Raw genomic sequence first — 24692 nt, 5'->3', positions numbered from 1 at the left:
GGCCGCGCTCGCCTCATGCGCGCCGAAAGAGAAGAATGAAGTTGTTCGCCGGCATGTCCATAATTTTCTTAAGCGCGATATTGTGTGCGTTGGCGGCGCGCTCGAGGTCACGCACATCCTTAAGGCCCCATTCGGCAATCTTGGGCGCGAGGATTTCCTGATCGAAAGCGGCGTTTGATTCGGTCGTATAACTGCCGTCAACCTTGAAAGGCCCATAGATCGCGACAAAGCCATCCTTGGTCAACACGCGGTCGGCGACTTGAGCGATGCCGTCGCAGATCGAGACCGGCGCGACCTGGAAGAGGTTCACGACGAAAATGGCGTCGTAGAGCCGATCGCTGGCGCTGGGCCAGGTCTTGGGCTCAGTCAGATCGATTTTGATGGGATCGAAGATATTCTTGCCGCCTGCTTCGTCGCGCTTCTTCTTGATCGAATCGAACACTTCGACGTCATAGTCAGAAGGCTGAAACGACAGATTCGGGAAATGCGGCGCGAAATAGTTGATGTGGTTGCCGGCGCCGCTCGCAAGTTCAAGCACATTGCCGCTGTTCGGAAAGATCACTCTGAACATGCTGAGAATGGGATCACGGTTTCGATTCCCCGCCCACGCGACATAGGGGCTGAGCGGATGCGGATCGATCGGCGGACGGTCTGCGGGCACATTGATGGACATGGTGGTCCTCCTCGGCTTTCCTCGACGCTTGCGCCGCTCGCCCGGCGGCCCGGAAGCGTCGAACGCTTCGCGGCCTTTCATTTTTGGATGTTGTTCAGGCCAAGCAGTCGAAAGCTTTATCGATTGTCGCCGACGCGGTAAAATTCGAAAATCTTATGAACTCATTCGGGGAACTAAACCCCTAGACGAGCTGCCGTCGACGAGTTCGGAACAGCAGACTCAATTCGCAAGAGGCAGCGACAGGATGGTCAACCTCAAGTCTTTCGACCTCAATCTATTGCTGGCGCTGAAGGCGCTTCTCGAAGAGAAGAACGTTTCGCGCGCCGCAGAAAAGCTATGTCTGAGCCAGCCCGCCATGAGCCATATTCTGCGCAGGCTGCGCAACCAGCTCGACGATCCGATACTCGTGAAGTCCGCATCGGGCATGGTCCCTACGGCGCGCGCGCTTGCGCTGCTGGAGCCAACGGCCGCCGTGCTTCGGGAGATCGAAAGGATCGTCGAACCCCCGCCAGAATTTGATCCCGCGACCAGCTGCCGGCGCTTCGTGATCTCCACAAGCGACTATGTCGGGTTCGCCCTGTTGCCGACGCTTGCCGAATCGATGATCCGCATCGCCCCGCATATCGATGTACATATTCGGCAGCCAATAACCGGGCCGCCCCACATCGTGCTCGAGAAAGACAATATCGATCTGGCGATCGGCTTCGACGCAATCTTCGGCAGCACGCCGCATGTCTGCTCGCAGGCATTGATGGCCGAGAGCATCGTTTGCCTCACAAGAAAATCCAACGCCGCAGTCCCGGGCAACGACATCAGTCTGGCGCAATTTCTGGAATGCAAGCATGTGCTGATCAGCTGGCGGGAAGCAGGGACGGGCCTGATCGACGACAGTCTCGCGAAGTTGGGGCTACGTAGAAACGTATTTCTCGTCCTGCCGAACTTCTTGACGACGCCTTGGATTCTCGAGAAGACCGACCTCATGCTCTGTCTGCCCCAGAGGATGGCCGAGCAGTTCGTACAGCTGGCTCCGCTCAAAATCCTGCCGATCCCGATCGACCTGCCCCGCTACGCGTTGATGATGCTCTGGCATCCGCGCCACGAAAAAGATCACGCGCATATGTGGCTGCGGGAACGCGTGCGGATGGCCTGCCGCCGCGACAGCGACAATGATGCGAACGCCGGCGGCGGCGCCAAGGCGCATATTCACTAAAGCCGAATTGCGAGGCGCAAGCCTGCGTGCCGCACTGCAACGAAGCCTATCGGAGTTCCTATGACGACGCACGGCTCGGCATTCTTAAATTTCAAAACAAACGGTCCTCGCCCGCCGTCGCTATCGAGCCCCTAGCATCGCTGCGGGAGAGCGACCGGAAAAGTGAGCCGCAGCGCAGTTCCCATGGCGCTCGGCGTGATCTCCAAAGCTCCGCCAAGTTGCCCCGCAATATCATGCATGAGCGCGAGGCCCTTTCCTGAAACTTCGGTCGACTGGAACGATGCTCCTATCGGAAAGGGCGCTCCGTCGTTTTCAACGACCAGCTCGACCTCGCCCCGGAAACACCGGACGCGCGTTTCGATCCTGCCCTTCTCGAGACCGGCGAGGGCGTATTTGAGAGCATTTACCGTCGCCTCGACGACCACAAGGCCGACGCTTTTTGCGCGCGCGCAGTCAATTTCGATGTCTCCGTCTACGGCCACGATGCTCTCATAACGACTGTCAAAGGCCGAATGCAGAGTTTCAACGAGAAGCCTAACGAAAGAACCGAGGCTGCAGATCTCGTGCTCATCCGTATCGAGCACGCCGTGGAGCGCCGCGGTCGCGCAAATGCGCGAAACGCAGATGTCGCATTGTGCCGGATGGCCACACTGTCTCCGCTGCGCGGCAAAGAGAGCCGATAAGACCTGCAATTCGTTTCTGATCCGATGGCAAATCTCTTCGTAGCGCTGCTGCGACGAGACCAGCTGCGCTCTCAGCGAGGCAATTTCCCGCCTCAATTCCAGCGGTCCGTCTGATGCAACATTCAACAGGATTGCGCCTCCGTCGCGTAAGTTGTTTTGGCATCACGCAAATTCTTCTTGGCTGTTTTATGTTCGGATATTTTTCGAAACAAACTCAGTCGTGTATGTCGTTGTGGAGACGGTCAGAGGCGAAGCGCACGCGCTGGCGCGCTTCCCTGTCCGCAGAAAAGAACGCGGCCATCGCGAGTTGGCCTTTGTTCTTTCCTTCTTCCCGGACCTTACCAGTCAACGACTCGACCAAAGCCGCATCAAGGCCTGAAGCGGACTGTGACTCAGTCAGCACGACGTCCGCTAAAGGTCGCGACAACCTTCGTCCCCTCCTCCTACGCGCTTAGATCGGGCGCGAGGCGAACGGCTTCGCCAGATCGCGTTTCGCGACCGCGGCGCCTGCGGCCCTTAGAACCAGCAGCGCGACGAAGGCGCCGAGATTGATGAGAAAGATCCGCGTCACGACCGGCGCGGTGAAATGATCGACGCCGGGTCCTGTCGCCGCAGTGACCGCCAGAATCAGACTCTCATAGACGACGAAGGCCGCTAGGAAAGCGGCGAGACCGCCGGCGAAACCAGAAAAGCGGCGCGCAAGCAGGCCGGCGCTTTCACACGACAGCAGAGCGATGACGCCAAGCGCGCCGCCCCAAAACAGCGTCATCGCGTCCGTCGGATAATGCAGGAAGAGGAAGCCCACTGCCTGATTGGCGAACCAGACGGCGCCCGTCAGCAGCAGAGCCTCGCGACGCGCGCTTGTGAGCGCCGCGACGGCGGCGAAGCCCGCGAGCGGCAAGGCGCAGGCCCAACCGAAGCTGAAAATAATGCTCGCGGCGATGAAGGTCGCGGCCCAGAGCGCGCGGCGGTTTGTCGTCGGAAGAGTGGAAAGCGTCAGCGACATGAGGTTTCCTTTCAGGTGAACACTAAGGAAGTCGAAAATCAAAAGCGCGACGGATCAGTCGCCTCGCAACCGGCCTGCTGAACGATCAATGGGATCGGGTTCGTGCAGGCCAAACCAGCGCGCGCGCAATTTGTCCCACAGCGCGAGGCGCGACCAATCCGGCTCTTTGAGAACCTTGTCGGTCTCCGCGTCGAGGAAGGGATTGGGCAGCAGCACGGTGATCTGCTGCTCGCCGGCGCCGTTGAACAGCTGCAGTCCCCACGACATCGGCACGCAGCTCGTGTTTCGCCGGCGATAGAGTTCGGCGCGCGACGTGCGTCTAAGCTTTGCAAGTTCGGGAGACGTCGGCCGGGCGCGCGATCCCTTATTCTCGCCGATGCAGACATGAAAATGCGTGACGCCGAAGGCGACGGTGAGATAGCCGTCGAGCAGCCTGATCCGCGTCGGCGGGCGATCGGCGTGGATCTCCCACGCCGCGCCTTGAATGATCGGCCCGAAGACGATGTCGCGCCAGCGATGTTCGAAAAGGTCGCGAAACAGTTCTTCGAGACTCGCCGGATCTGTCGGCAGCGCGAAGACGTCGAGCGCCGCGCCATCGGGCTCGACGATGCGTCTTGGCGTTGTTCTTGGCGTCACGTCCGCGTTGGCTTCCATATCGATCTCCTCTGCCGTTGCTTTGGTCACCAGGCGTATTTCACGCCGCCATAGAAGGCGCGCGCCGTCGTCGAATAATTGTAGACTTCCTCGTAGAGCGCATTGCCCACATTCTCGATGCGCCCATGCAGCGTCAGCTGGTCGGTCAGCCTGTAATTGGCGAAAAGATCGAGCCGCACATAGGGCGCGAGCATCACGCGTTTGTTGAAGATGAAATCCAAATCATGCGCGGCGCCGACGATATTGGCGCGCGCCTCAAGTTCGAGACCCGGCGCGCCCGTATAAATGACCGACCACATGCCCTTGTGGCGCGGACGGCGCAGCAGCGTGCGTCCGGCATAGATGCTGTCCTCGTCATCATCGAGATTTCGCGCGGCAAGAAACGTGTAGCTGCCGCGCAACAGCAGAGCGCCGGGCACGAGACTGGCTTCACCCGAAAATTCGACGCCGCGCGTATCCGCGCGCCCGACGTTGAAATAGCAGCCGAAGATCTGCGTCGCCATGCAGCTCTCGGCCTTTCCGAACTGCACGAGATTCGCATAGCGATTGGCAAAGACGGAGGCAGACGCCGTCGCGAAGCCGCCGAAAAAGCTCTGATCTATGCCGGCGTCGAAGCCGAGCACGCGTTCGGGCGCGAGCGATGGATCGCCGTACTGGCTGAACCGCTGATAGAGCGAAGCGGTCTTGGCGCCGGTGGCGGCGGAGCCGCGCAGCCGCATGCCGATCTCATCGATGCGGAAATTCGCCATCGTCCGCCAGGTGAGAAACGTTTGGTTCTTGCTCACCGCATCGGCGCGCCCGCCATAGGAAATGTCGAGCCGGTCGAAGAGCGTGAATTGATGCTGCGCATAGCCGGACCATGTCGTCTGGACGGCGCGCGACGGCGTGAAATCATCGACGATCCAGGCTTCGCGCGAAGTTTGCGCCGTCTCGGTTTCGACGCGCGAGCCGAGCGTCGCGAGACCTAGCGGCCCAAGCGCGATATCGCTCTGATATTCGACGCCCCTGCGCCCGCCGAGATAGCCGAAGCGGCAGTTCTGCGACAGGAAGGTCTGCATGTCGAAACAGGCTTCCGTCGACCAGACGTCACGGTTTCCCCGATTGGCGTAGAGCGTCAGCCTGTTGCGGAGACTCTTGTCGAACATGTCTGCGCCGAGCCGCACATAGCCCTGCATGAAGGTCGCATGCTGATGATTGAAAGGATCGAAAACGCTCCAAGGATTGAAGGCGTAGGGATTGTCGTAGCGAATGGCGCTGTCGTAGCCGGCAAGGCCCGCCTCGACCCGCGCATCTTCGGTGAACTCATAGCCGATGCGCCCGGTGACCCCGACATTGTTCGTCGGATCGTCGGCGGGCAGCGGCGGCAGCGGCGTCGTCTGATCGCCGATCACGATGGGGCGCTGTGGACGATAGCCGTAGCGCGGAAAGCCATCGGCATGCAGGCCCGAGATCGACAGCGCGTAGGAGCCCTGCCCGTCGGCGCCGGAGATCGACGCGCGCGACGACGACGTTCCATAGGCGCCGCCCTCCGACATGAGCCAGCCTTGCGGCGCGCCCTTGCCGCGGCGGGTGATGATATTGATCACGCCGCCCATCGCGTCCGAGCCGTAAAGCGCCGACTGCGGACCGCGCAGCACTTCGATCCGGTCGATGTCGGTCGGAAGCAGCCGACCGAAGTCGACCGAACCGTCCGTGCTCGTTGGATCGCCAATGCGAATGCCGTCGATCAGCACCAACGTCTGGCCGGGCGTCGAGCCGCGCAAAGCGACGGAGGTTTGCGTTCCAGGCCCGCCATTCGAATAGACGTCCAGTCCCGGAACGCCGCGCAGAACGTCGTTGAAGCCGAGCGATCCGCGCTTCTGAATATCACGCGCATGAATGACGCTGACCGAGGCGCCGCTGCTCGATGCCGGCTGCTCGACGCGCGTCGGCGTGACGACGGTTTGGTCTTCGACGTCGGCGCCGGGCGAGCCCGGCTGCGCCGGGCTTAATGGTCCGACCTCGATGACCGGCAAGGACTGCTGGGCGAAAGCGACGGAAGCGGAGAGGGATAAGGACAGCAGAAATGCGCCGCGCAAGGCGGGGCTCTGAATGTGGATATGCATGCGCGTAGACTCGCAGCGAGACGTGGGCCGTCACTGCGAAGGTCTTTGCCCTACGCCGACAAGGCGAGAGGCATCGGCCGCATCGGTGCACCCCGCCCGACGCTTTCGCGCGTGACCACGAAGCGACGGCAGGTCTCCTGGCTCGCGGGTTGTCGCCTCGGACCGCCTTCCCAGAGCCTTATGGCTCCAGTGGCTTAGTGGTCGTCGGCTCGCCGCTTACAGTTGCGGGGGCAGCCGCGGAATTGCGCACGAAGCAGCGCGCTCACCGCATTCCCATTTTGATCCCGTTAGGAACCGTCTGCCGCAAAATAGAATGCCGATCGCATCGCGAGTCAAGAGCGCTACGCCGCCGCCAGCGCCGCAAGCACCCGCGCCCAGGAGCGCGTTCCCTTGTGGAACGACGCGTAGGAATATTTCTCATTGGGCGAATGGATACGGTCGTCGTCATGCGCGAAGCCGATCATCAGCGAATCCATATTGAGGTCGCGCTTGAAACTACCCACGATCGGGATCGAGCCGCCGCAGCCGGCGAGCACCGCTTCCTTCTCCCATTCTTCCGCAAGTGCGCGGCGCGCGCGATTGAGCGCCTCCGAGCCGAAGGGAAGTTGCAAAGCGTTCGAAGCGCCATGTGAAATGAATTCGGCCTTGGCGTCGGTTGGCAGACGCTCGCGCACGAAGCTACGGAAGCTTTCGAGAATCGCTTTCGAGTCCTGCTTGCCGACGAGACGAAAGGAAAATTTCGCCGACGCCTGCGCCGGCAGCACCGTCTTCGATCCGGCGCCGGTGTAGCCGCCAATGATTCCATTCACGTCGCAGGTCGGGCGCGCCCAGATCTGCTCGATGATTCCGCGGCCCGTTTCGCCGCCAACGTGCGTGAGGCCGATTTCCGAGAGCCATTTGGCCTCGTCGAAGTCGATGGCGCGCCATTGCTCGGCGATGTCTTCGGGAATCTCCGGCACGCTGGCGTAGAAGCCTGGCAGCGTCACCTTGCCCTCAATGTCATGCAGATCGGCGATGATTTTCGCCAGCACATGAATCGGATTCAGCACCGGCCCGCCGAACATGCCGGAATGCAGATCATGGCTCGGCCCTTTGATGATCACCTCTTCGAGCGCGAGCCCGCGCAGCATCACCGTGATCGCCGGCGTTGAAGCGTTCCACATGCTGGTGTCGCAGACGAGCGCGAGATCGGGCGCCGAGAGTTCGTCCTTATGCGCGGCGAGAAAGCCCGGAAGCGAGGGCGACCCGGTCTCCTCTTCGCCCTCGAACAGAAAAGTGACGTTGCAGGGCAGGCCGCCATTCGCCTCGAACGCGCGACAGGCTTCGACGAAAGTCATCAGCTGGCCTTTGTCGTCCGAGGCGCCGCGGGCGACGATGTCCTTGCCGTCCTTGCCCTCGGTCAGCCGCGGCGCGAAGGGCTCGGTTTCCCACAGCTCCAGCGGATCGGGCGGCTGCACATCATAATGGCCGTAGAACAGCACATGCGGCGCATCCTTGCGCTTCGCCTTGGCGTGGCCAACGACGATCGGATGGCCGGGCGTCTCGCGCACCTGCGCCTCGTAGCCAAGGCCAGCGAGCTGATCCTTGAGCCAGTTCGCCGCCCGCAGGCATTGCGCATTATAGGCCGGATCGGTGGAAACCGAGGGGATGCGCAAGAGATCGAACAGGCGTTCTCTCGAAGCGTCGAGATTGGCGTCTATTGTCGTGAGCACGGCGTCGATCGCGGCCATGAATCAGCTCCTCGGTGAGGAGATGAAACTAGTGCCTATGCACGGCGAGGGGAAGGCTCAGCTTGTCTGAGGCACGGGTTTCCTCGTCCTTCGAGACGACCGCTTCGCGGTCTCCTCAGGATGAGGAAACCCTGTTTGCTCCCCTTGACCTCATCCTGAGGAGCCGCCTTTAGGCGGCGTCTCGAAGGACGAGGTCAAAAGGAGGATGCTCACGCGCTCGGCGCGAGCATATTCTCCGGCCGCACGATTTCGTCGAACTCGACCTCCGTGACCTTGCCGGAAGCCAGCGCCTCTTCCTTCAGGCTCGTGCCGTTCTTATGCGCGGCGCGAGCGATCTTCGAGGCTGCGTCATAGCCGATCTTTGGCGCGAGCGCGGTGACGAGCATCAGCGAGCGGTCGAGGAAGCGCTTGATATTGGCCTCATCCGCTTCAATGCCGTCGACGCAGCGCGCGACGAAACTGTTGATGCCGTCGGCGAGCAGGATCGTCGATTCGAGCAGCGCGAAGCCGACGACGGGCTTCAGCACATTGAGTTCGAGATGGCCCTGCGAAGCGGCGAAGGTGATCGTCGCGTTGTTGCCGAAGACGCGCGTGCACACCATGGTCAGCGACTCGACCTGGGTCGGATTGACCTTGCCCGGCATGATCGACGAACCCGGCTCGTTCTCGGGAAGCCTCAGTTCCCCGAAGCCGGCGCGCGGCCCGGAGCCGAGCAGGCGAATGTCGCAGGCGATCTTATAGAGGCCCGAGGCCAGCGCGTTGAGCGCGCCATGCGCGAAGACGATCGCATCGTGAGTCGCGAGCGCCTCGAACTTATTGGACGCCGAGACGAAAGGCAGCCCTGTCTGTTCCGCGATATCGGCGGCGACCTCTTCGCCAAAGCCTTTGAAGGTGTTGACGCCGGTGCCCACCGCCGTGCCGCCCTGGGCGAGCTGCAGAAGATCGGCGAGGGTGGTTCTGATGCGCCGTTCCGCGTATTCGGCCTGCGCCGCATAGCCGGAAAACTCCTGGCCGAGCGTCACCGGCGTCGCATCCTGCAGATGGGTGCGGCCGATCTTGATGATATCGGCGAATTTCACCGCCTTGGCGTTGAGCGAAATATGCAGCCGCTCGACGGCGGGAATCAGCCGGCCGGAGATCGTCGTGGCGCCGGCGATGTGCATGGCGGTCGGAAAACTGTCGTTCGACGACTGGCCGAGATTGACGTGATCATTGGGATGCACCGGCGATTTCGCGCCGCGCGGCGCGCCGAGCATTTCATTGGCGCGATTGGCGATGACCTCGTTGACGTTCATGTTCGTCTGGGTGCCGGAGCCGGTCTGCCAGACGACGAGCGGAAAATGCGCGTCGAGCTTGCCGTCGATCACTTCGCGCGCGGCGGCGACGATCGCGTCGGCGATTTTAGGCTCGAGCAGGCCTTTCCTGGCGTTGACCTTGGCGGCCGCGAGCTTGATGCGCGCCAGCGCATGCACGATCTCGATCGGCATGAGATCGCCGCCGATCGGAAAATTCTCCCGCGACCGTTCGGTCTGGGCGCCCCAATAGGCCCAGGACGGCACGGCGATGTCGCCGAAGGAGTCGCGTTCAATTCTGTGATCGTCGGTCATCGGCTGGCTCGCATGGAAAGGGGCGTTTCGCGCGCCTCCCTATGCGGCATTTCCGAGTAGCGTTCAATCGCGCGTGGCTGCGGAGAGCTGCTCGGCCGAGGACCATTCGCGCGGCTCGGCGCTTGGCGGCGCCGACATCAGGTCTGAGAGCCGATTGCGCGCGCGGTTCACCCGGCTCTTCATCGTGCCCGGCGCGCAGCCGCAGATTTGAGCCGCTTCCTCATATGACATGCCGGAGGCGCCGACCAGGATCAGCGCCTCGCGCTGATCGAGCGGCAATTTTTGCATCGCGTCACGAAAGTCGAGAAAATCCATATGCGCGTGCTGCGATTCCGGCGCGACCAATCGTCCGGCGATCAGCCCGTCGGGATCGGGGGCCTCGCGTCGGCGCTTACGAAACTCGCTGTAGTAGATGTTGCGCAGAATCGTGAACAGCCAGGCGGTGAGATTGGTGCCTTCCGAAAACGTCGCGAGACTGCCCCAGGCCTTGACCAGAGTTTCCTGAACGAGGTCGTCGGCGCGATCGGAGTTTCCGCAAATCGACACCGCGAACGCGCGCAAGCTCGGGATGGCTGCGATCAGATCAGCCTTCAATCCCTGTCCTGCCGAATGCGCTGCTTCGCTTGCCTTCACTCACTCTTCCTCGGCGCGCTTGACGTCGCCGGGGAGGATAGCACATTCGTTTCGAGTTGGTTCAAAAGTTTCAGAAACCGATCGGGAACCGGTTGAGCCACGACATCGTCGTAGAGATTGCGGAGTTCCTTTCCGATCGAGTCCTGAAATTCCACTGGCCGCTGTCGCGGGGCCGGTTGTGCGCCGCAGCGCGCCTCCCCTACTCCTCGGCGACGATCGCCGAATTCGTCACGTGTCATCACCCACCCTGCAAACGTCTCCACCCTGCGAGGGCCCGGTCTCGAAGAATACCGCCCGTCGCCTGCGAAAGCGTCGTCGTCTGCTTTCGCCCGCGCAACTATATTCTCCGGATTCTTATTCCCCATGGAGCCCTCTATTTTAATATGCATGATTTCTGGAGCCGCCGCGTTATACTGCGCCGCAAGGACGGTAGGCAAAACGCACCGCTGAAGGATTGGTTCCCTAAAATGCCGAGCAGTTTTGACGTATTGTCCAAGTTTTGAATCTGCTTAGCCCGCACTCCTCTCCTCTGCGAGGCTCGATGCTGCTGGAGTTGTAAGACATGTCGGCGTCAAAGGAAATTTCAGCGCATATTCCCTATTTGAGACGTTTCGCGCGCGCATTGGTCGGCGATCGGGAAGGCGGCGACGCCTATGTGCTGGCCACTCTCGAAACCGTCGTCGCGGAACCCAGCCGCATCACAGATTCCGACGACCTGCGCATCGCTGTATACCGTCTGTTCCTGGATGTCTGGGCGGCGTCGCCGATCAACGCCCACACCGATCGCTCCGGCGCGCTGGCGGAAAACGGCCGACGCAATCTCGACGCTATTTCGCTGAAGCCGCGAATAGCCTTTTTGCTGCAGGCGCTCGAAGGCTTCGATCTCGACCAGATTGGTCAGACTCTAAAGGTTTCGGAGCTCGAGGCTAGCGCCCTGATCGAGGCGGCAAACGGCGAGATCGCCGATCAGATCGCGACCGACGTGCTGATTATCGAGGACGAGCCCCTGATCGCCCATGACCTGAGGAGCATCGTCGAGGAGCTGGGACATCGGGTGGTCGGCATGCCGCGCACTCACGCCGAGGCGCTGGCGGCCATACAAGATGGCAACCCGGGACTGATTCTCGCCGATATCCAGCTCGCGGACGGCAGTTCCGGGCTCGACGCCGTAAACGAGATCCTCGTCTCTCTTTCCATCCCGGTGATCTTCGTCACCGCCTACCCCGAGCGGTTTTTGACCGGCGAGCCGCCCGAACCGGCCTTTCTGATCGCCAAACCCTTCAACGTCGAAAGCCTCAAGGCCGTCATCAGCCAGGCGCTGTTTTTTGAACGCCGCGCCGGTCGCCGCGAACAAAGCGCGCCGCGGGTCGGCATGTGAGTCTCTGATCTCATTGCAAACATTAATTTTTTGCGCCCTCGCCTCCCCGGCGGGGGATCCTTCGGGACTGCGAAGATAAATCGCCGCCACCCAGAAACATTGGCCGAGCCGGCGAGTTATAGCCGAAGGCGCTGGGAACTTTGAGAGGCGGCCCATGGAGGAGAATAAAAAATCCAGTCGCGGTTTTGCGTCTATGGATCCCGAAAAGCAGCGGGCCATCGCACGCAAAGGCGGCCAGAGCGTTCCTGACGAGAAGCGAAGCTTCTCGCAGAACCCAGATCTTGCGGCCCGGGCAGGGCGCAAGGGCGGTCAAAGCGTGAATCCGGCCAAGCGGAGCTTCTCGCGCGATCATGCGCTCGCTTCGGAAGCCGGCCGCAAAGGCGGACACGCCTCGCATGGAGGCGGCGCCCAAAAACGCAGCGCGCCGCTCTAAGGAGCGGCGCAATTTATGCTGCAAACGGCTTCGAGCGCTGCGCGATCAGCGAATAGAGCGCATCGTCGTCGCGCGTCCCGCGTAGCGTCGCCACGAGGCCTTGCTCCCTCAGCATGCGGGCCGCGCAGGCAAGCGCCTTGAGATGATCAGCGCCCGAACTCTCGGGCGTGAGGATCATAAACACGAGATCGACCGGCGCGCCGTCAAGAGACCCGAAGTCGACAGGCCGGTCCAGACGACCGAACACGCCGTAAATCCCCTTCAATTTCGCGAGCTTTCCATGTGGAATGGCGATGCCTTCGCCAATTCCCGTCGAGCCCAGCCGCTCGCGGTGAAGAAGCGCATCGAAGATCTCGCGCGCCGGAAGCCCGCAAATCTTCGCGGCCTTCTCGCTGAGTTCCTGGAGAAGATGCTTCTTCGTCGTCGCCTTCAACGAGGCGCAAACCGAATCCGGCGAAACCAAGTCCGTTGGCCGCATGCGACGATCATCCTGCTTCTCATGGGAGGTCTAGGGCCGCTAAAGGCGCAGACCATCCTTGAAATTTCAACGTCTCGCTATTTTCGCCAAACCCGTAGGGACGTGGGAAAATGGCAAGATACGTGCCGAGGAGGCCGTTATTATGGCCATTCCACGACGTTTTGCCTTCAGCGCGCGTCGCCTTCCGATTCGGGGGTGTCGATCCAGCCGATATTTTCGTCGCCGCGCCGATAGACGACATTCACGCGGCCGGTGTTGGCGTGCCGGAACACCACGACGGGCGCGCCAGTGAGATCGAGGTGGAGCACCGCCGCCGAAACCGACAGCCGGCGCAATTGCGTGGTGGATTCGGCGATGATCGCGGGGCTGAACTCCGCTGACGCCTCATTTTCCTGATCGGGCGCCTCAAGCACGTGATGGGCGACGACCTCGGCCTGAGCGCCGTCGCCATGCTCGTGATGGCTCTTGAGCCTGCTCTTATAGCGGCGCAGACGCTTTTCGAAGCGCTCCGCCGCCTGATCGAAGGAGGCGTAGGGCTCCTGTGCGCGGCCGTCGGCCTGCAGCACGATTCCGGAGGCGAGATGCAGGCTGCAGTCGGCGCGAAAGCCCGAGCCCTCCGGCGAAATGGTGACGTGGCCGCTGACTCGGCCGTCAAAATATTTCGCCGCCGCCGTCTCCAGCCTCTGCGTCACATGAGCCCGAAGCGCTTCGCCGATGTTGATGTTCTTGCCGGAAACCCTAAGAGACATTTTGCATTCCGAACTTTCGTTGCGAGCGAAGTTTCGGCGCGGCAAGGGCCAGCCGCGCGCCTGCCGCGCCGCCGTCAGACCAACCGCCAACGCGCCCCCATCCGCCCTGGAACTCCGCCTGAGGGGTCAGCGAATCGCCCGCCATCTAACCAAAGAGCGGAAATTCCGCGCAGCGTTAGAAGCCTCGGCGTGCGAAGTCAATGGAGTCTTCCCATGGCGAAGCTTCAAGCCTCAGGACCACATAGGTCAATTAATTAGTTGTCATGCGCGCCTGCGCAAGCTTGGCGCGGCGGCGATCGACCGAGGATGGAATGCGCAAACTGTCGCGGTATTTCGCAACCGTGCGCCGGGCGATTTCAATGTCGCTCGCCTTCAGCCGTTCGACGATCGCGTCGTCTGACAGGATGCCGTCGGGCGTTTCCCGATCGATCATCTGCTTGATGCGAAAGCGTACCGCCTCGGCCGAATGCGCGGCGGCGCCGCTCGTCGTGGCGATCGACGCGGAGAAGAAATATTTGAGCTCGAAGACGCCGCGCGGCGTCATCATGTATTTGTTCGACGTCACCCGCGAGACCGTCGACTCATGCATGCCGATCGCATCGGCGACCGTGCGCAGGTTCAGCGGACGCAGATGTTCGACGCCATGGGTGAGGAAGGCGTCCTGCAATCGCACGATTTCAGAAGCGACGCGTAGAATGGTGCGGGCCCGCTGCTCGAGACTCTTGGTCAACCAATTGGCGTTCTGCAGACAGCTTGAAATGAAGCTTTTGTCGGCGGGGCCGGTGGCGACGGCGCTGACTTGCGCCGCGTAACTGTGGTTGACCAATACGCGCGGCAACGCGTCGGCGTTGAGCTCCACATGCCAGGCGCCGTCCGCAGCGGCGCGAACGATGACGTCGGCGACGAGCGGCTGAATCGGGGCGCCGCCGAACGCTCGGCCGGGCTTGGGCTCCAATCGGCGCAGCTCCGCCGCCATGTCGGCGACGTCTTCGTCGTCGACGCCGCACAGCTTGGCGAGTTGCGCAAAATCGCGGCGCGCGACGAGCGGGAGATTGGCGACGAACGCTTGCATCGCCGGATCATAGCGGTCGCGCTCCTTGAGCTGAATCGCGAGGCACTCCGCAAGATCGCGCGCGCCGACGCCGGAAGGGTCGAAGGTCTGGATCGTCCCGAGAATGCGCTCGGCCTCCGCCATGTCCGCCTCGAGACGCGCGGCGATCTCGCCAAGCTCCTCTCGCAGATAGCCGCTCTCATCGATCGCATCGATGATCGATTGGCCGATGATTCTGTGACGTGGATCGGGGCAGGCGAGCGCCAGCTGTTCGGCGAGATGCTCGTGGAGGCTCTGCCGATCGGCGACATAAGCTTCGAGATTGGGCGCTTCGCCGTCGGCCGGCCCGCCGCCGGCGGCCCCGGTCCAGGAGGTCGCCGAAAGGCCGGCGCCGTCGGGGGCCTCATCCCGCGCCCGCTCCCCGATCGAAGGGCCCTCAGGCTCAAAAGCATTGCTCATGTCGGCGCCGAGATCGGCCGAGAGCGTCGCGGAGTCGACGGCGAGATCCTGCTGGGCCCAGTCGCCCTCCTGCGGCCCTTCAAAGGCCTCCGCGCCGCTCGGCTCGGCGCCCTGGGAAGCATGATCGGCCGCATCGACGCCGCCATCGCCTTCCTGCGCTTCGAGCAGCGGATTGCGCTCGAGTTCATCATGCAAAAAGGCGGCAAGCTCCAAATTGGAAAACTGTAGCAGCTTGATCGCCTGGAGCAGCTGCGGCGTCATCACCAGGGCTTGGCCCTGACGCATCATCAACTTGGTGGAAATCGCCATTTCGCTCGGCCCACTCGAAAACGCCATCGGCCGCCGCTGTGCGGCGCGGTTCTTGCTTATATCACTTCGGACCAGCGCGCACAGGGCCAAAAAAGCAGCGCGCCGCCGAGCAAAACGCCCAAGCCTTAATCACCAATTTGTCGAACGCGAAGACGCCCGAACGGGCAACAGGCGACCCTTCTTGGAGAACGCCCGTGGGGCGCCGAGAGCGCAACCTTGGCGCTGCACGACGCGGCTTCGCCGCCGCGCAAAAAACAACTTGAACTCGCCTGCGCGAAAGCGCCCTTGCCGCCACGCCGCCAAGAGGCGCCCCGCCGTCTCTGAAGAAACGGCGCCTGCGGCGCTACATGCGGAAATCTTCGCCGAGGTAGATGCGCCGAACGTCCGGATTGGCGACGATTTCGTCAGGCGTTCCTTCGGTCAGCACATGGCCGTTGTAGATAATGTAAGCGCGGTCGGTGAGGCCCAAAGTCTCGCGAACGCTATGGTCGGTGATGAGCACGCCAATGCCGCGCGCTTTCAAATGCCGCACAAGGTCCTGAATGCCGCCGACGGCAATCGGGTCAATGCCGGCGAAAGGCTCGTCGAGCAGCATGAAGGACGGGTGGCCGGCGAGCGCGCGGGCGATCTCGCAGCGACGCCGTTCGCCGCCGGAAAGCGCCACGGCCGGCGTGTGGCGCATGCGGGTGAGGCGGAACTCTTCAAGAAGCGCCTCCAGCTCCTCCTCGCGCTTTTTGGCGTCGGGCTGCGTGATCTCGAGCACGGCGCGGATATTGTCCTCGACCGAAAGGCCCCGGAACACCGACGCCTCCTGCGGCAGATAGCCGATTCCGAGCCGCGCGCGGCGATACATCGGCAGCGGCGTCACATCATAGCCGTCGAGCGAGATCACGCCCTTGTCGGGCTTCACCAGCCCGGTGATCATATAAAAAACTGTGGTCTTGCCGGCGCCGTTGGGGCCAAGCAGCCCGACCGCCTCGCCCCGCGCCACATGCAGGCTCACGTCTTCGACGACGCGGCGCACCTTGTAGGACTTCGCCAGATTGTGAATTGAAAGCAGGCCCTGGCCGTCGAATCCGGCGGGTTCCCGATAGGCGGAGCCCGGCTCGAAGGCCGGCGGCGGCTCAGCTTGTTCGTTCGTCGACGCTGGTCCCCAGAAGTTTGCGTCGCGCGCCGCCTCGTCGGAATCGGCGCCTAAGTTTTCGGCGCCGGCGTCACGCCATTGGCCTTCCGCGATGTCGTCAGGCTTTCGCGAGCGCCTCACGCCGTAAGCGAGCCGCGCCAGCGACTGGCCGGCGGCGCGAAAACGCATGGAAAGGGCGGAAAGATAACTCAAGCGCGCGCCTTGTCCGTCGCTCTGGGCGTCCAGCGATTGGAAGCGACGCTCGCCGCCCCGTCAGGGGTGCTCTATCCCATAAGCGCCGCTTCGGAAACATTAGCCCGGCGCCGCACTGCGGCACCGACGAGTCGCAGTCACGCCCAAGGGCGCTTCGCCGCGGCCTGCTTTTCATAGTCGTCGATCTTGTCGGCCTTCTGGAGAGTCAGCCCGATGTCGTCGAGCCCGTTCAGCAGGCAATGCTTGCGGAAGGGGTCGATGTCGAATGTGATCACGCCGCCGTCCGGCCCGCGAATCTCCTGCGCCGCGAGGTCGACGGTCAGGGTGGCGTTCGCGCCGCGCTTGGCGTCGTCCATCAGCCTGTCGAGCTCAGCCTCGCTGACCGCGATCGGCAAGATCCCGTTCTTGAAGCAATTATTATAGAAAATATCGGCGAAGCTCGTCGAAATGATGCAGCGGATCCCGAAGTCGAGCAGCGCCCAGGGCGCGTGTTCGCGCGACGAGCCGCAGCCGAAATTGTCGCCGGCGACGAGGATGCGGGCGTTGCGGTAGGCCGGCTGATTCAGGACGAAATCGGCATTCTCGGAACCGTCGTCGCGATAGCGCATCTCCGAAAAGAGGCCCTTGCCGAGGCCGGTGCGCTGGATGGTTTTGAGATATTGCTTGGGGATGATCATGTCCGTATCGACGTTCATGATCGGCAACGGCGCCGCGACGCCCGTCAGCGTGGTGAATTTGTCCATGGTTCTTTCGGTGTGGCGCGAGGAAGTCTAGCGCCCTTTACCAAATCGCCGCAGCAAGGGCAAAGCGCCAAACGGATGAGGCGCGGCTCAAACCTCCTGCGGCGGCGGCCGGAAAAGCAGCCCGGGCGCGGGCGGGACGAATGCTGGCGGACTGCGTCATGGCGATTCCCGCTCCACCCCGTAGATCTTTGCAACGCCCGGGGCGGCGACGTGTTCCGCCCTCGCATTTTTGCAAAGTCTTCTGCTAAAGGTGTTGGGCGAAGCTGAAGTCCGAGCGATCTCGCCATGACGCTGCCCACGACGCTGAACGGTCTGCTTATCGAAGTCATCGGCTATCTCGCCGCGGCGGCGAGCGTGTTCGTTTATGTGTCGAACACCATGATCCCGCTGCGGATCGCGGCGATCCTCGCCAATGCGCTGTTCGCCGCCTACTTTTTCCTCAAGGGTCTCTACCCGCTCTTCGCGCTCAACGCCTTTCTGGTCCCGGTCAACATCGTGCGGCTCCGCCAGATCCGGCGGCTCGTCCAGGACATTCGCGCCGCCGCCTCCGAGGATTTCGATTTCGAATGGCTGCGTCCCTATATGCGGCCCTTGAAGCTTTCCGAAGGCTTCGTCCTGCATCGCATCGGCGATCTGTCCGAGGAAGCCTATCTCTTGGTGCGCGGCGAGATTCATCTGCGCGAGCCCGACGTCACCCTAAAGCCCGGCACGCTGTTTGGCGAGATGGGCATGTTCACCAATGAAAATCGCCGCACCGCCACCGCGGTCGCCGCGACCGACGTCGAGCTGCTCTGCGTGCGCTATGACGATCTCTTGCAACTCGCGGCGCAAACGCCGCAATTCGGCTTTTACCTGATGCGGCTGATGGTTCAGCGCATGCAGCATAATGTGGAGCTCGCCCGCGCCCGCAAAGGATGAGCGCTCCCCATTCCGTGCCGGTAAGCGTCCCCTTTCCGCGTCATGCCCGCGCTTGTCGCGGGCATCCACGCCGAGACACTGCGCCATGCTCTCCCGATCTGCGTCGCCATAAAGACGTGGATGGCCGGGACAAGCCCGGCCATGACGGGCGGGCGTTTACGGAATGCGTCGATGGAGAAACGAATGTCGCAAAAAATCTACCCCGTCCCGGACGACTGGAAAAAGCGCGCGCGCATCGACGAAGAGGCCTATCGCCGGCTCTACGAACGCTCCATCAAAGATCCGGACGGCTTCTGGGCCGAACAGGCGCAGCGCATCGACTGGATCACGCCCTTTTCAAAAGTGAAGCGCACCAGCTTCGACACGCATAATGTTTCGATACGCTGGTTCGAGGACGGCACCACCAATGTCGCGATGAATTGCATCGACCGGCATCTGCCGGAGCGCGCCAACAAGACCGCGATCATCTGGGAGGGCGACGATCCTTCCGTCTCACGTCATATCACTTACGCCGAGCTGCATGAGGAAGTCTGCCGCTTCGCCAATGTGCTCAAGACGCACGGCGTCAAGAAGGGCGATCGCGTCACCATCTATCTGCCGATGATTCCCGAGGCCGCTTTCGCCATGCTCGCCTGCGCGCGCATTGGGGCCGTTCATTCGGTGGTCTTCGGCGGCTTCTCGCCGGATTCGCTTGCGGGGCGCATCGCGGATGCGGAATCAGAGGTCATCGTCACGGCGGACGAAGGCCTGCGCGGCGGCAAGAAGATTCCGCTAAAAGCCAATGTCGACGCGGCGCTCGACAAGGTGTCCGCGAAAACGGTCATCGTCGTCACGCGCACCGGCGGCGACATCGACATGCAGCCCGGCCGCGACTTCCGCTATGAGGAAGAAGCGGCGCGCGTGCACGCCGATTGTCCCTATGCGGAGATGGACGCGGAAGATCCGCTGTTCATCCTTTACACGTCGGGCTCGACCGGCAAGCCGAAGGGCGCGCTGCATACGACCGGCGGTTATCTCGTCTACACATCGCTCACCCATGAACTCGTCTTCGACTATCGCGACGGCGACGTCTATTGGTGCACGGCGGATGTGGGCTGGGTGACGGGGCACAGCTATATTCTCTACGGCCCGCTCGCCAATGGCGCGACGACGCTGATGTTCGAAGGCGTGCCGAATTATCCGAGCGTGTCGCGCTTCTGGGAGATCGTCGACAAGCATAAGGTCGATATTTTCTACACGGCGCCGACCGCCATTCGCGCGCTGATGGCGGCGGGCGAAGCGCCCGTCAAAAAGACCAGCCGCAAATCGCTGCGCCTGCTCGGCTCCGTTGGCGAACCGATCAATCCGGAAGCCTGGGAATGGTATCACCGCGTCGTCGGCGACGGCCGCTGCCCGATCGTCGACACATGGTGGCAGACGGAGACCGGCGGCGTGCTGATCTCGCCGCTGCCCGGCGCGATTGATCTGAAGCCCGGCTCGGCGACGCGGCCCTTCTTCGGCGTCGCGCCCGAGATCGTCGATCCGCTCGGCAATGTTCTGCAAGGCGCGTGCGAAGGCTTGCTCGTGATCTCGGATTCATGGCCGGGGCAGATGCGCACCGTCTATGGCGACCACGAACGTTTCGCGCAGACCTATTTTTCCGCCTTTCCCGGCAAATATTTCACCGGCGACGGCGCCAGGCGCGACGCCGACGGCGATTACTGGATCACCGGCCGCGTCGACGACGTCATCAATGTCTCGGGCCATCGGCTCGGCACGGCGGAAGTCGAAAGCGCGCTCGTCGCCCATGAGAAAGTGTCGGAAGCCGCCGTCGTCGGCTATCCGCACGACATCAAGGGGCAGGGCATTTATGCTTTCGTCACGCTCAATCAGGGCGTGACGCCGAGCGAGCATCTGCGCAAGGAGCTGGTGCATTGGGTGCGCCATGAGATCGGGCCGATCGCGACGCCCGACATCGTGCAATTCGCGCCGGGACTGCCAAAGACGCGCTCGGGCAAGATCATGCGGCGCATCCTGCGCAAGATCGCCGAAGGGGAGTTTGGCGCTTTGGGAGACACATCGACGCTCGCCGACCCGGGGGTGGTGGAGGAGTTGGTAAGGGAGAGGCCGGAGAGCAATGCCCGATAGAGGATCGAAATATGAGCCCAGAATTTCAGCAGGCCGTCGAATCGCTGCATGCCAAGTTCGAACATTTGATCGTGTCATTGCCGTATGAAAAAGGAGCGATCCTTCCCATAAAAGGAGTCTATCTCTTTAGCGAGAATGGCGATCCCTTCTACGTTGGTCGTTCGAACAACATTGCCCAGCGTCGTCGGCAGCATACCCGCCGTTGTTCCCAAACAAACCAAGCAGCGTTAGCGGCGCTCATGGCTCGCGACGAGACGGGGAGAGAAGTTGATTTCCGAAAAGGCGCACGCGAGAGACTGCTCCAGGATCAAGAATTCATGGATGCCTTTAGAAGGGCAAAGGAACGCGTCCGAGCAATGGAGTTTCGAGCAGTAGCGGAGCCGGACCAAACTAGGCAGGCGCTTCTGGAGATTTATTGCGCCATCACGCTCAAGACCCCGCATAATGATTTCGGCACCCACTAGGCTTTCGCCGTTTAAGGCGTCGTGCTTCGCTCACTTCTTATCGAACAGCGCGAGCGCTTCCGGCGCGAGCAGGCCGCCAGTAATCTCGATATGGGCGAAGGGTGCGGCCTGCGCCACGGCCTTGCTGGTGATCATGATCTGGCCGATTCGCTTCTCAAGCTGCTCGATCGACGCGGCGTAGACGACGCGCCCCATGCCGCACCAGACAATCGCGCCCATGCACATCGGGCAGGGCTCGCCCGACGTATAAAGCGTCGCGCCTTTAAGCTCCTTCGCCGGATTGTCGGCGACGAAGCGGCGGATCGCCACCATCTCGCCATGCGCGGTCGGATCATTGTTCGTCACGCCGAGATTGCGTCCCGTCGAGACGACCTTGCCCTCGCGCACGATCACGGCGCCAAAGGGAAAGTCGCCCTTCGCGGCTTCCGCGATCGCCATCCGCATATAGCCTTCGTCTTCCGGCCGGATCGGCGCGCGCTTGGCATGGCCCTGCGCCGGCGCGGCGCCAAAGGCTAACCCAAAACCTGCGCCGATCGTCGCCAGCGCGGCGCGCCGATTGAAGCGGCCGCCGTCGCCGCCGCATGTCGTTTGGCTCATCTCCCGCTCCAGCGCGCTTTTCGACCTCACCCGCCAACTTGACACAGCGAACCCCCCGGCGCCACACGCGGCGACCCAAACAATAATAAGCAGGGACGGTTACGCATGCAGAAGGCTTTCATTTTTCCCGGTCAGGGATCTCAGGCGGTCGGCATGGGCAAGGCGCTGTTCGACGCCTTCGCGCCCGCGCGCGCGGTTTTCGCCGAGGTCGACGATGCGCTGTCGCAGCCGCTCTCGAAACTCATGTTCGAAGGCCCCGAATCGGAGCTGACGCTCACCGCCAACGCCCAGCCGGCCTTGATGGCGGCATCGCTCGCGACGATTCGCGCGCTGGAGGCCGAATGCGGCCTTGATCTTTCGCGCGACGCGGCCTTCGTCGCCGGACATTCGCTGGGAGAATATTCGGCGCTGGCGGCCGCCGGCGCGCTGTCGATTTCCGACACCGCGCGGCTCTTACGCATTCGCGGCGACGCCATGCAGAAGGCGGTCCCTGTCGGAGAAGGCGCCATGGCGGCGCTGCTCGGCGCCGACCTCGATCAGGCGCGCGCCGTCGCCGAGGCGGCGGCGACGGCGGCGAACGGCGTCTGTCAGGTGGCCAATGACAATGGCGGCGGCCAGGTGGTGATTTCGGGCGCCAAGGCGGCCGTCGACAAGGCGATCGACATCGCCAAGGGGAAGGGAATCAAGCGCGCGCTGCTGCTGCCGGTCTCCGCGCCCTTCCATTGCGCCTTGATGCAGCCCGCCGCCGACGCCATGCGCGAGGCGCTCGACGGCGCGGCGATCAGCGCCCCGTGCGTTCCGGTCGTCGCCAATGTGACGGCGGAGCCGACGCGGGACCCTGAGGCGATTCGCCGCTTGCTCGTCGAGCAGGTCACCGGCGCCGTGCGCTGGCGCGAATGCGTCGCCTATATGGCCGATCACGGCGTGACGAAGTTCGTCGAATGTGGCTCGGGAAAGGTGCTGGCGGGGCTGTTGAAGCGAATCGCCCCGCAGGCCGCTGGCATTTCGGTGGGCGCGCCCACCGATTTCGACGCCTATCGCGGCTTCGCATAGAGGCCGGGAAGAGAAACGGAAGAGCCAAAAGAAAAGGCCCGGTCGCGAGGACCGGGCCCATTCTCTCGACCGTAAGGTCGATCGGTAGGATTAGTACTAGGATTAGTACTTGGCCAACACCGGCGCCGGGGAGCCGAAGTTGAAGTGGTAGTTGATGCCCGCGCGGATCGTGTGGAAGCGCGTGCGGTTGTTCACATTGTTCAGGCCCCAACCCGGGTTGAACGCAAACAGCCAGTTGTTGTTGCTGTTGCTGCCGCTGATCTGCGTGTACAGATACTCGACCTTCGCGGACCAGTTCGGGAAGAACATCCACTCGGCGCCGCCGCCAGCGGTCCAGCCCGTCTGCACGGCGCTGTTCTGGTTCCACCAGCTGTTGCGCTGCACTTCGCCATAGGCGAAGCCGCCCGTGCCGTAGACCAACAGTTGCGGGCTCAGCAGGGTGATGCCGACGCGGCCGCGAACGGTGCCGAACCAGTTCAGACGCGCCGTGCCTGCGCCGCCGCCGAAACCGCCGCCGAACAACCACCAGTTGTTGTTGTTTCCGCCGCCCGAGCCGAGGCTCGTGCCCTGGAAGTCGGTCTCAACGCCGACGACGAACATCGGCGTAACCTGGAAGTTATAGCCGAGCTGACCGCCGCCGATCACGCCGCCGGTGCTGTTGTTGCCGTTGTTCCAGCCCCCGTTCCAACCCTGATTGGAGGAATTGCTGGCAAAGAAGCCACCGCCGAGGTTAAGACCGGCGTAGAACCCGGTCCAGGTCATGATCGGCGGCGGGGGAATGTACGGCGGAGGAGCCTTGTGGGAGGGTAGATCGGCGGCGTTCGCGGCGCCGGCGAAAAGCGCCGTCGCCAGAGCCAGGGCCGAGATCGCTGTCTTCATCTCTCTATCCTTCATTTCGAGCCAACTTAAATTAATAGGTGCGCGTCAGTCCTGTGACTCTCTCGGACGTTTAAGGACGCTGACCCCCAAGCACGGCGGACTGTGCGCAAATTTCGCGCGGGAAACAACAAACAGAAGGTAAAATCGGGCCCAAAAGACCCAAAAGATTTCGACTGTTGCAGTTGCGCCACAATGAAATTTGACGCCGATTACGATGCGTCGTTGAGCAATTCAGTCTCGAATCCGTCGCTTGCGAAACGAAGCCGGACTGGCGCCCACTTTCTCCCAATTTCCGACTGGGCATCGGTGGCGTCCGCCGTTGTGGAGGCGGTCGTTTGAAGTTGAACCGCGGCTGAAAAAAGGCCACTCCCCCGAACTGAGCTATAAAGCTCGCGCCATCGGCGCGAGGGAGGAGAGGGGGAGATATGTTTGATCTTAACGGCAAGACTGCGCTGGTTACGGGCGCGAGCGGCGGAATCGGCGCGGCGATCGCGCGCGCGCTTCACGCCGCCGGCGCGACCGTGGCGCTTTCCGGCACGAGGAAAGAGGCGCTTGAGGCGCTTGCCGGCGAATTGAACGGCCGCACGCACATTCTGCCCTGCGATCTTTCGCAAAAGGACGAGACCGAGAAACTCGTGCCGGCGGCGGAGACGGCGATGGGCGGTCTGGACATTCTCGTCAATAACGCCGGCATCACCCGCGACATGTTGTTCATGCGCCTCAAGGACGAGGACTGGGACGCCGTCATCAACGTCAATCTGACGTCGGCGTTTCGCCTGTCGCGCGCGGCGCTGCGCGGGATGATGAAAAAGCGCTTCGGCCGGATCATCCAGATCACTTCGGTCGTCGGCGTGACCGGCAATCCCGGGCAAGGCAATTACGCCGCCGCCAAGGCCGGCATGATCGGCATGTCGAAGTCGCTGGCCGCCGAGGTCGCCTCGCGCGGCGTGACCGTCAATTGCGTCGCGCCCGGCTTCATCGAAAGCCCGATGACCGACGCGCTGACCGGCGCGCAGAAGGAGGCGATCCTGCGCATGGTGCCTACCGGCAGGCTCGGGACCGGCGCCGACGTCGCCGCCGCCTGCGTCTATCTGGCCAGCGCCGAGGCGGGCTACGTCACCGGGCAGACCCTGCACGTCAATGGCGGCATGGCCATGATCTAGGAGCGGCGAATCGCCTGGAAAACGCGTCTGCGGCGACCTTTCGCCGCGTCCGTGAGAACGCGGGGGCGCCTCTCGCCATGCCCAGGGAAGTATGCTACCAGACCTCGCCGCTGAGGGGCGGCGTCGCCGCGATTTAAACCCGGTGGAGCAAGCCGCAACGCGTCTCGCACACATCAGGGCGATCGGCGCGCGATTGCACGTTACAAGGGATGAAGGGCGATCATGGAGCGCGCCAGCTGGCCTGCTCTAAATCG

General features: G+C 62.6%; 24 protein-coding genes, 1 pseudogene and 1 riboswitch. Of the genes and pseudogenes, 8 read left to right on the top strand and 17 right to left on the bottom strand.

Annotation, left to right across the window (positions count from 1 at the left end; genetic code table 11):
• Positions 1-13 precede the first annotated feature (13 nt).
• A complete protein-coding gene (locus ACR65T_RS04405) occupies positions 14-673 on the bottom strand; it encodes a DUF938 domain-containing protein (RefSeq protein WP_434495339.1) in 660 nt (219 codons plus the stop codon).
• A 244-nt stretch (positions 674-917) separates the two neighbouring features.
• On the opposite strand from ACR65T_RS04405, the gene ACR65T_RS04400 reads away from it, so the two are divergent.
• Positions 918-1883, top strand: a complete 966-nt coding sequence (locus ACR65T_RS04400) for a LysR family transcriptional regulator (RefSeq protein ID WP_434495338.1) — start codon at positions 918-920, stop codon at positions 1881-1883.
• A 131-nt stretch (positions 1884-2014) separates the two neighbouring features.
• Here ACR65T_RS04400 and ACR65T_RS04395 read toward each other — a convergent pair whose 3' ends face one another.
• The 9 genes and pseudogenes from ACR65T_RS04395 to ACR65T_RS04355 form a co-directional block, all read right to left on the bottom strand.
• Complete coding sequence (locus tag ACR65T_RS04395; protein ID WP_434495453.1) at positions 2015-2365, bottom strand: ATP-binding protein; 351 nt, start codon at positions 2363-2365, stop codon at positions 2015-2017.
• Between the two features lie 39 nt (positions 2366-2404).
• Positions 2405-2662 (bottom strand): annotated as a pseudogene (locus ACR65T_RS04390) (histidine kinase dimerization/phosphoacceptor domain -containing protein); the annotation flags it as partial.
• Between the two features lie 355 nt (positions 2663-3017).
• Positions 3018-3572, bottom strand: coding sequence for a hypothetical protein (locus tag ACR65T_RS04385; RefSeq protein ID WP_434495337.1), 555 nt, complete (start codon positions 3570-3572; stop codon positions 3018-3020).
• A gap of 54 nt (positions 3573-3626) precedes the next feature.
• Entirely contained in the window at positions 3627-4226 is a 600-nt protein-coding gene (locus ACR65T_RS04380; protein WP_434495336.1) for a DUF7676 family protein, read from the bottom strand.
• Between the two features lie 26 nt (positions 4227-4252).
• Positions 4253-6331 (bottom strand): TonB-dependent receptor plug domain-containing protein, encoded by a 2079-nt coding sequence (locus ACR65T_RS04375; RefSeq protein WP_434495335.1) that lies wholly within the window; start codon positions 6329-6331, stop codon positions 4253-4255.
• A 109-nt stretch (positions 6332-6440) separates the two neighbouring features.
• Positions 6441-6645: riboswitch (cobalamin riboswitch) on the bottom strand.
• Positions 6646-6672: 27 nt separating this feature from the next.
• On the bottom strand, positions 6673-8061 hold the full coding sequence (locus ACR65T_RS04370; protein WP_434495334.1) for a M20/M25/M40 family metallo-hydrolase: 1389 nt from the start codon (positions 8059-8061) through the stop codon (positions 6673-6675).
• 209 nt (positions 8062-8270) lie between these two features.
• On the bottom strand, positions 8271-9668 hold the full coding sequence (gene fumC, locus ACR65T_RS04365; protein WP_434495333.1) for a class II fumarate hydratase: 1398 nt from the start codon (positions 9666-9668) through the stop codon (positions 8271-8273).
• A 63-nt stretch (positions 9669-9731) separates the two neighbouring features.
• Entirely contained in the window at positions 9732-10301 is a 570-nt protein-coding gene (locus tag ACR65T_RS04360; RefSeq protein WP_434495332.1) for a sigma-70 family RNA polymerase sigma factor, read from the bottom strand.
• On the bottom strand, positions 10298-10540 hold the full coding sequence (locus ACR65T_RS04355; RefSeq protein WP_434495331.1) for a NepR family anti-sigma factor: 243 nt from the start codon (positions 10538-10540) through the stop codon (positions 10298-10300). Before ACR65T_RS04355 ends, ACR65T_RS04360 begins: the two co-directional genes overlap by 4 nt.
• A 323-nt stretch (positions 10541-10863) precedes the next feature.
• Between ACR65T_RS04355 and ACR65T_RS04350 the strand changes: the two genes are divergently transcribed.
• The gene (locus ACR65T_RS04350) at positions 10864-11679 is read left to right on the top strand and encodes a response regulator (protein WP_434495330.1); all 816 of its coding nucleotides are present in this window, start codon (positions 10864-10866) and stop codon (positions 11677-11679) included.
• Positions 11680-11833: 154 nt separating this feature from the next.
• Positions 11834-12112, top strand: a complete 279-nt coding sequence (locus tag ACR65T_RS04345; RefSeq protein ID WP_014891685.1) for a general stress protein — start codon at positions 11834-11836, stop codon at positions 12110-12112.
• Positions 12113-12125: 13 nt separating this feature from the next.
• Here ACR65T_RS04345 and ACR65T_RS04340 read toward each other — a convergent pair whose 3' ends face one another.
• The 5 genes from ACR65T_RS04340 to leuD form a co-directional block, all read right to left on the bottom strand.
• Positions 12126-12590 (bottom strand): PTS sugar transporter subunit IIA, encoded by a 465-nt coding sequence (locus tag ACR65T_RS04340; protein WP_014891684.1) that lies wholly within the window; start codon positions 12588-12590, stop codon positions 12126-12128.
• Between the two features lie 167 nt (positions 12591-12757).
• Positions 12758-13339, bottom strand: coding sequence for a ribosome hibernation-promoting factor, HPF/YfiA family (gene hpf, locus ACR65T_RS04335; RefSeq protein ID WP_434495329.1), 582 nt, complete (start codon positions 13337-13339; stop codon positions 12758-12760).
• Positions 13340-13589: 250 nt separating this feature from the next.
• Positions 13590-15158, bottom strand: coding sequence for an RNA polymerase factor sigma-54 (rpoN, locus tag ACR65T_RS04330; RefSeq protein WP_434495328.1), 1569 nt, complete (start codon positions 15156-15158; stop codon positions 13590-13592).
• Positions 15159-15501: 343 nt separating this feature from the next.
• Complete coding sequence (lptB, locus tag ACR65T_RS04325; RefSeq protein ID WP_434495327.1) at positions 15502-16494, bottom strand: LPS export ABC transporter ATP-binding protein; 993 nt, start codon at positions 16492-16494, stop codon at positions 15502-15504.
• 137 nt (positions 16495-16631) lie between these two features.
• The gene (leuD, locus tag ACR65T_RS04320) at positions 16632-17237 is read right to left on the bottom strand and encodes a 3-isopropylmalate dehydratase small subunit (protein WP_434495326.1); all 606 of its coding nucleotides are present in this window, start codon (positions 17235-17237) and stop codon (positions 16632-16634) included.
• A gap of 285 nt (positions 17238-17522) precedes the next feature.
• Between leuD and ACR65T_RS04315 the strand changes: the two genes are divergently transcribed.
• The 3 genes from ACR65T_RS04315 (at position 17523) to ACR65T_RS04305 (ending at position 20746) form a co-directional block, all read left to right on the top strand.
• Positions 17523-18155: a Crp/Fnr family transcriptional regulator gene (locus ACR65T_RS04315; RefSeq protein WP_424373305.1), complete on the top strand. Its 633-nt coding sequence runs from the start codon at positions 17523-17525 to the stop codon at positions 18153-18155.
• A gap of 183 nt (positions 18156-18338) precedes the next feature.
• Complete coding sequence (gene acs, locus ACR65T_RS04310) at positions 18339-20282, top strand: acetate--CoA ligase (protein WP_434495325.1); 1944 nt, start codon at positions 18339-18341, stop codon at positions 20280-20282.
• Positions 20283-20293: 11 nt separating this feature from the next.
• Complete coding sequence (locus ACR65T_RS04305; protein ID WP_434495324.1) at positions 20294-20746, top strand: GIY-YIG nuclease family protein; 453 nt, start codon at positions 20294-20296, stop codon at positions 20744-20746.
• Positions 20747-20776: 30 nt separating this feature from the next.
• Here the strand turns inward: ACR65T_RS04305 and ACR65T_RS04300 are convergent, their stop codons facing one another.
• The gene (locus ACR65T_RS04300; protein WP_434495323.1) at positions 20777-21343 is read right to left on the bottom strand and encodes a nucleoside deaminase; all 567 of its coding nucleotides are present in this window, start codon (positions 21341-21343) and stop codon (positions 20777-20779) included.
• A 105-nt stretch (positions 21344-21448) separates the two neighbouring features.
• Between ACR65T_RS04300 and fabD the strand changes: the two genes are divergently transcribed.
• Positions 21449-22396: an ACP S-malonyltransferase gene (gene fabD / locus ACR65T_RS04295; protein ID WP_434495322.1), complete on the top strand. Its 948-nt coding sequence runs from the start codon at positions 21449-21451 to the stop codon at positions 22394-22396.
• A 102-nt stretch (positions 22397-22498) separates the two neighbouring features.
• Here fabD and ACR65T_RS04290 read toward each other — a convergent pair whose 3' ends face one another.
• Complete coding sequence (locus ACR65T_RS04290) at positions 22499-23275, bottom strand: outer membrane protein (RefSeq protein ID WP_434495321.1); 777 nt, start codon at positions 23273-23275, stop codon at positions 22499-22501.
• A 425-nt stretch (positions 23276-23700) separates the two neighbouring features.
• Here ACR65T_RS04290 and fabG point away from each other — a divergent pair, with 425 nt between their 5' ends.
• Positions 23701-24438, top strand: coding sequence for a 3-oxoacyl-[acyl-carrier-protein] reductase (fabG, locus tag ACR65T_RS04285; RefSeq protein ID WP_434495320.1), 738 nt, complete (start codon positions 23701-23703; stop codon positions 24436-24438).
• Positions 24439-24692 lie beyond the last annotated feature (254 nt).

It is taken from the genome of Methylocystis sp. (assembly GCF_051061285.1).
Taxonomy (GTDB): domain Bacteria; phylum Pseudomonadota; class Alphaproteobacteria; order Rhizobiales; family Beijerinckiaceae; genus Methylocystis.
Note: the sequence above shows the minus strand (reverse complement) of the source record. Positions and strands in the feature narration are given on the sequence as shown.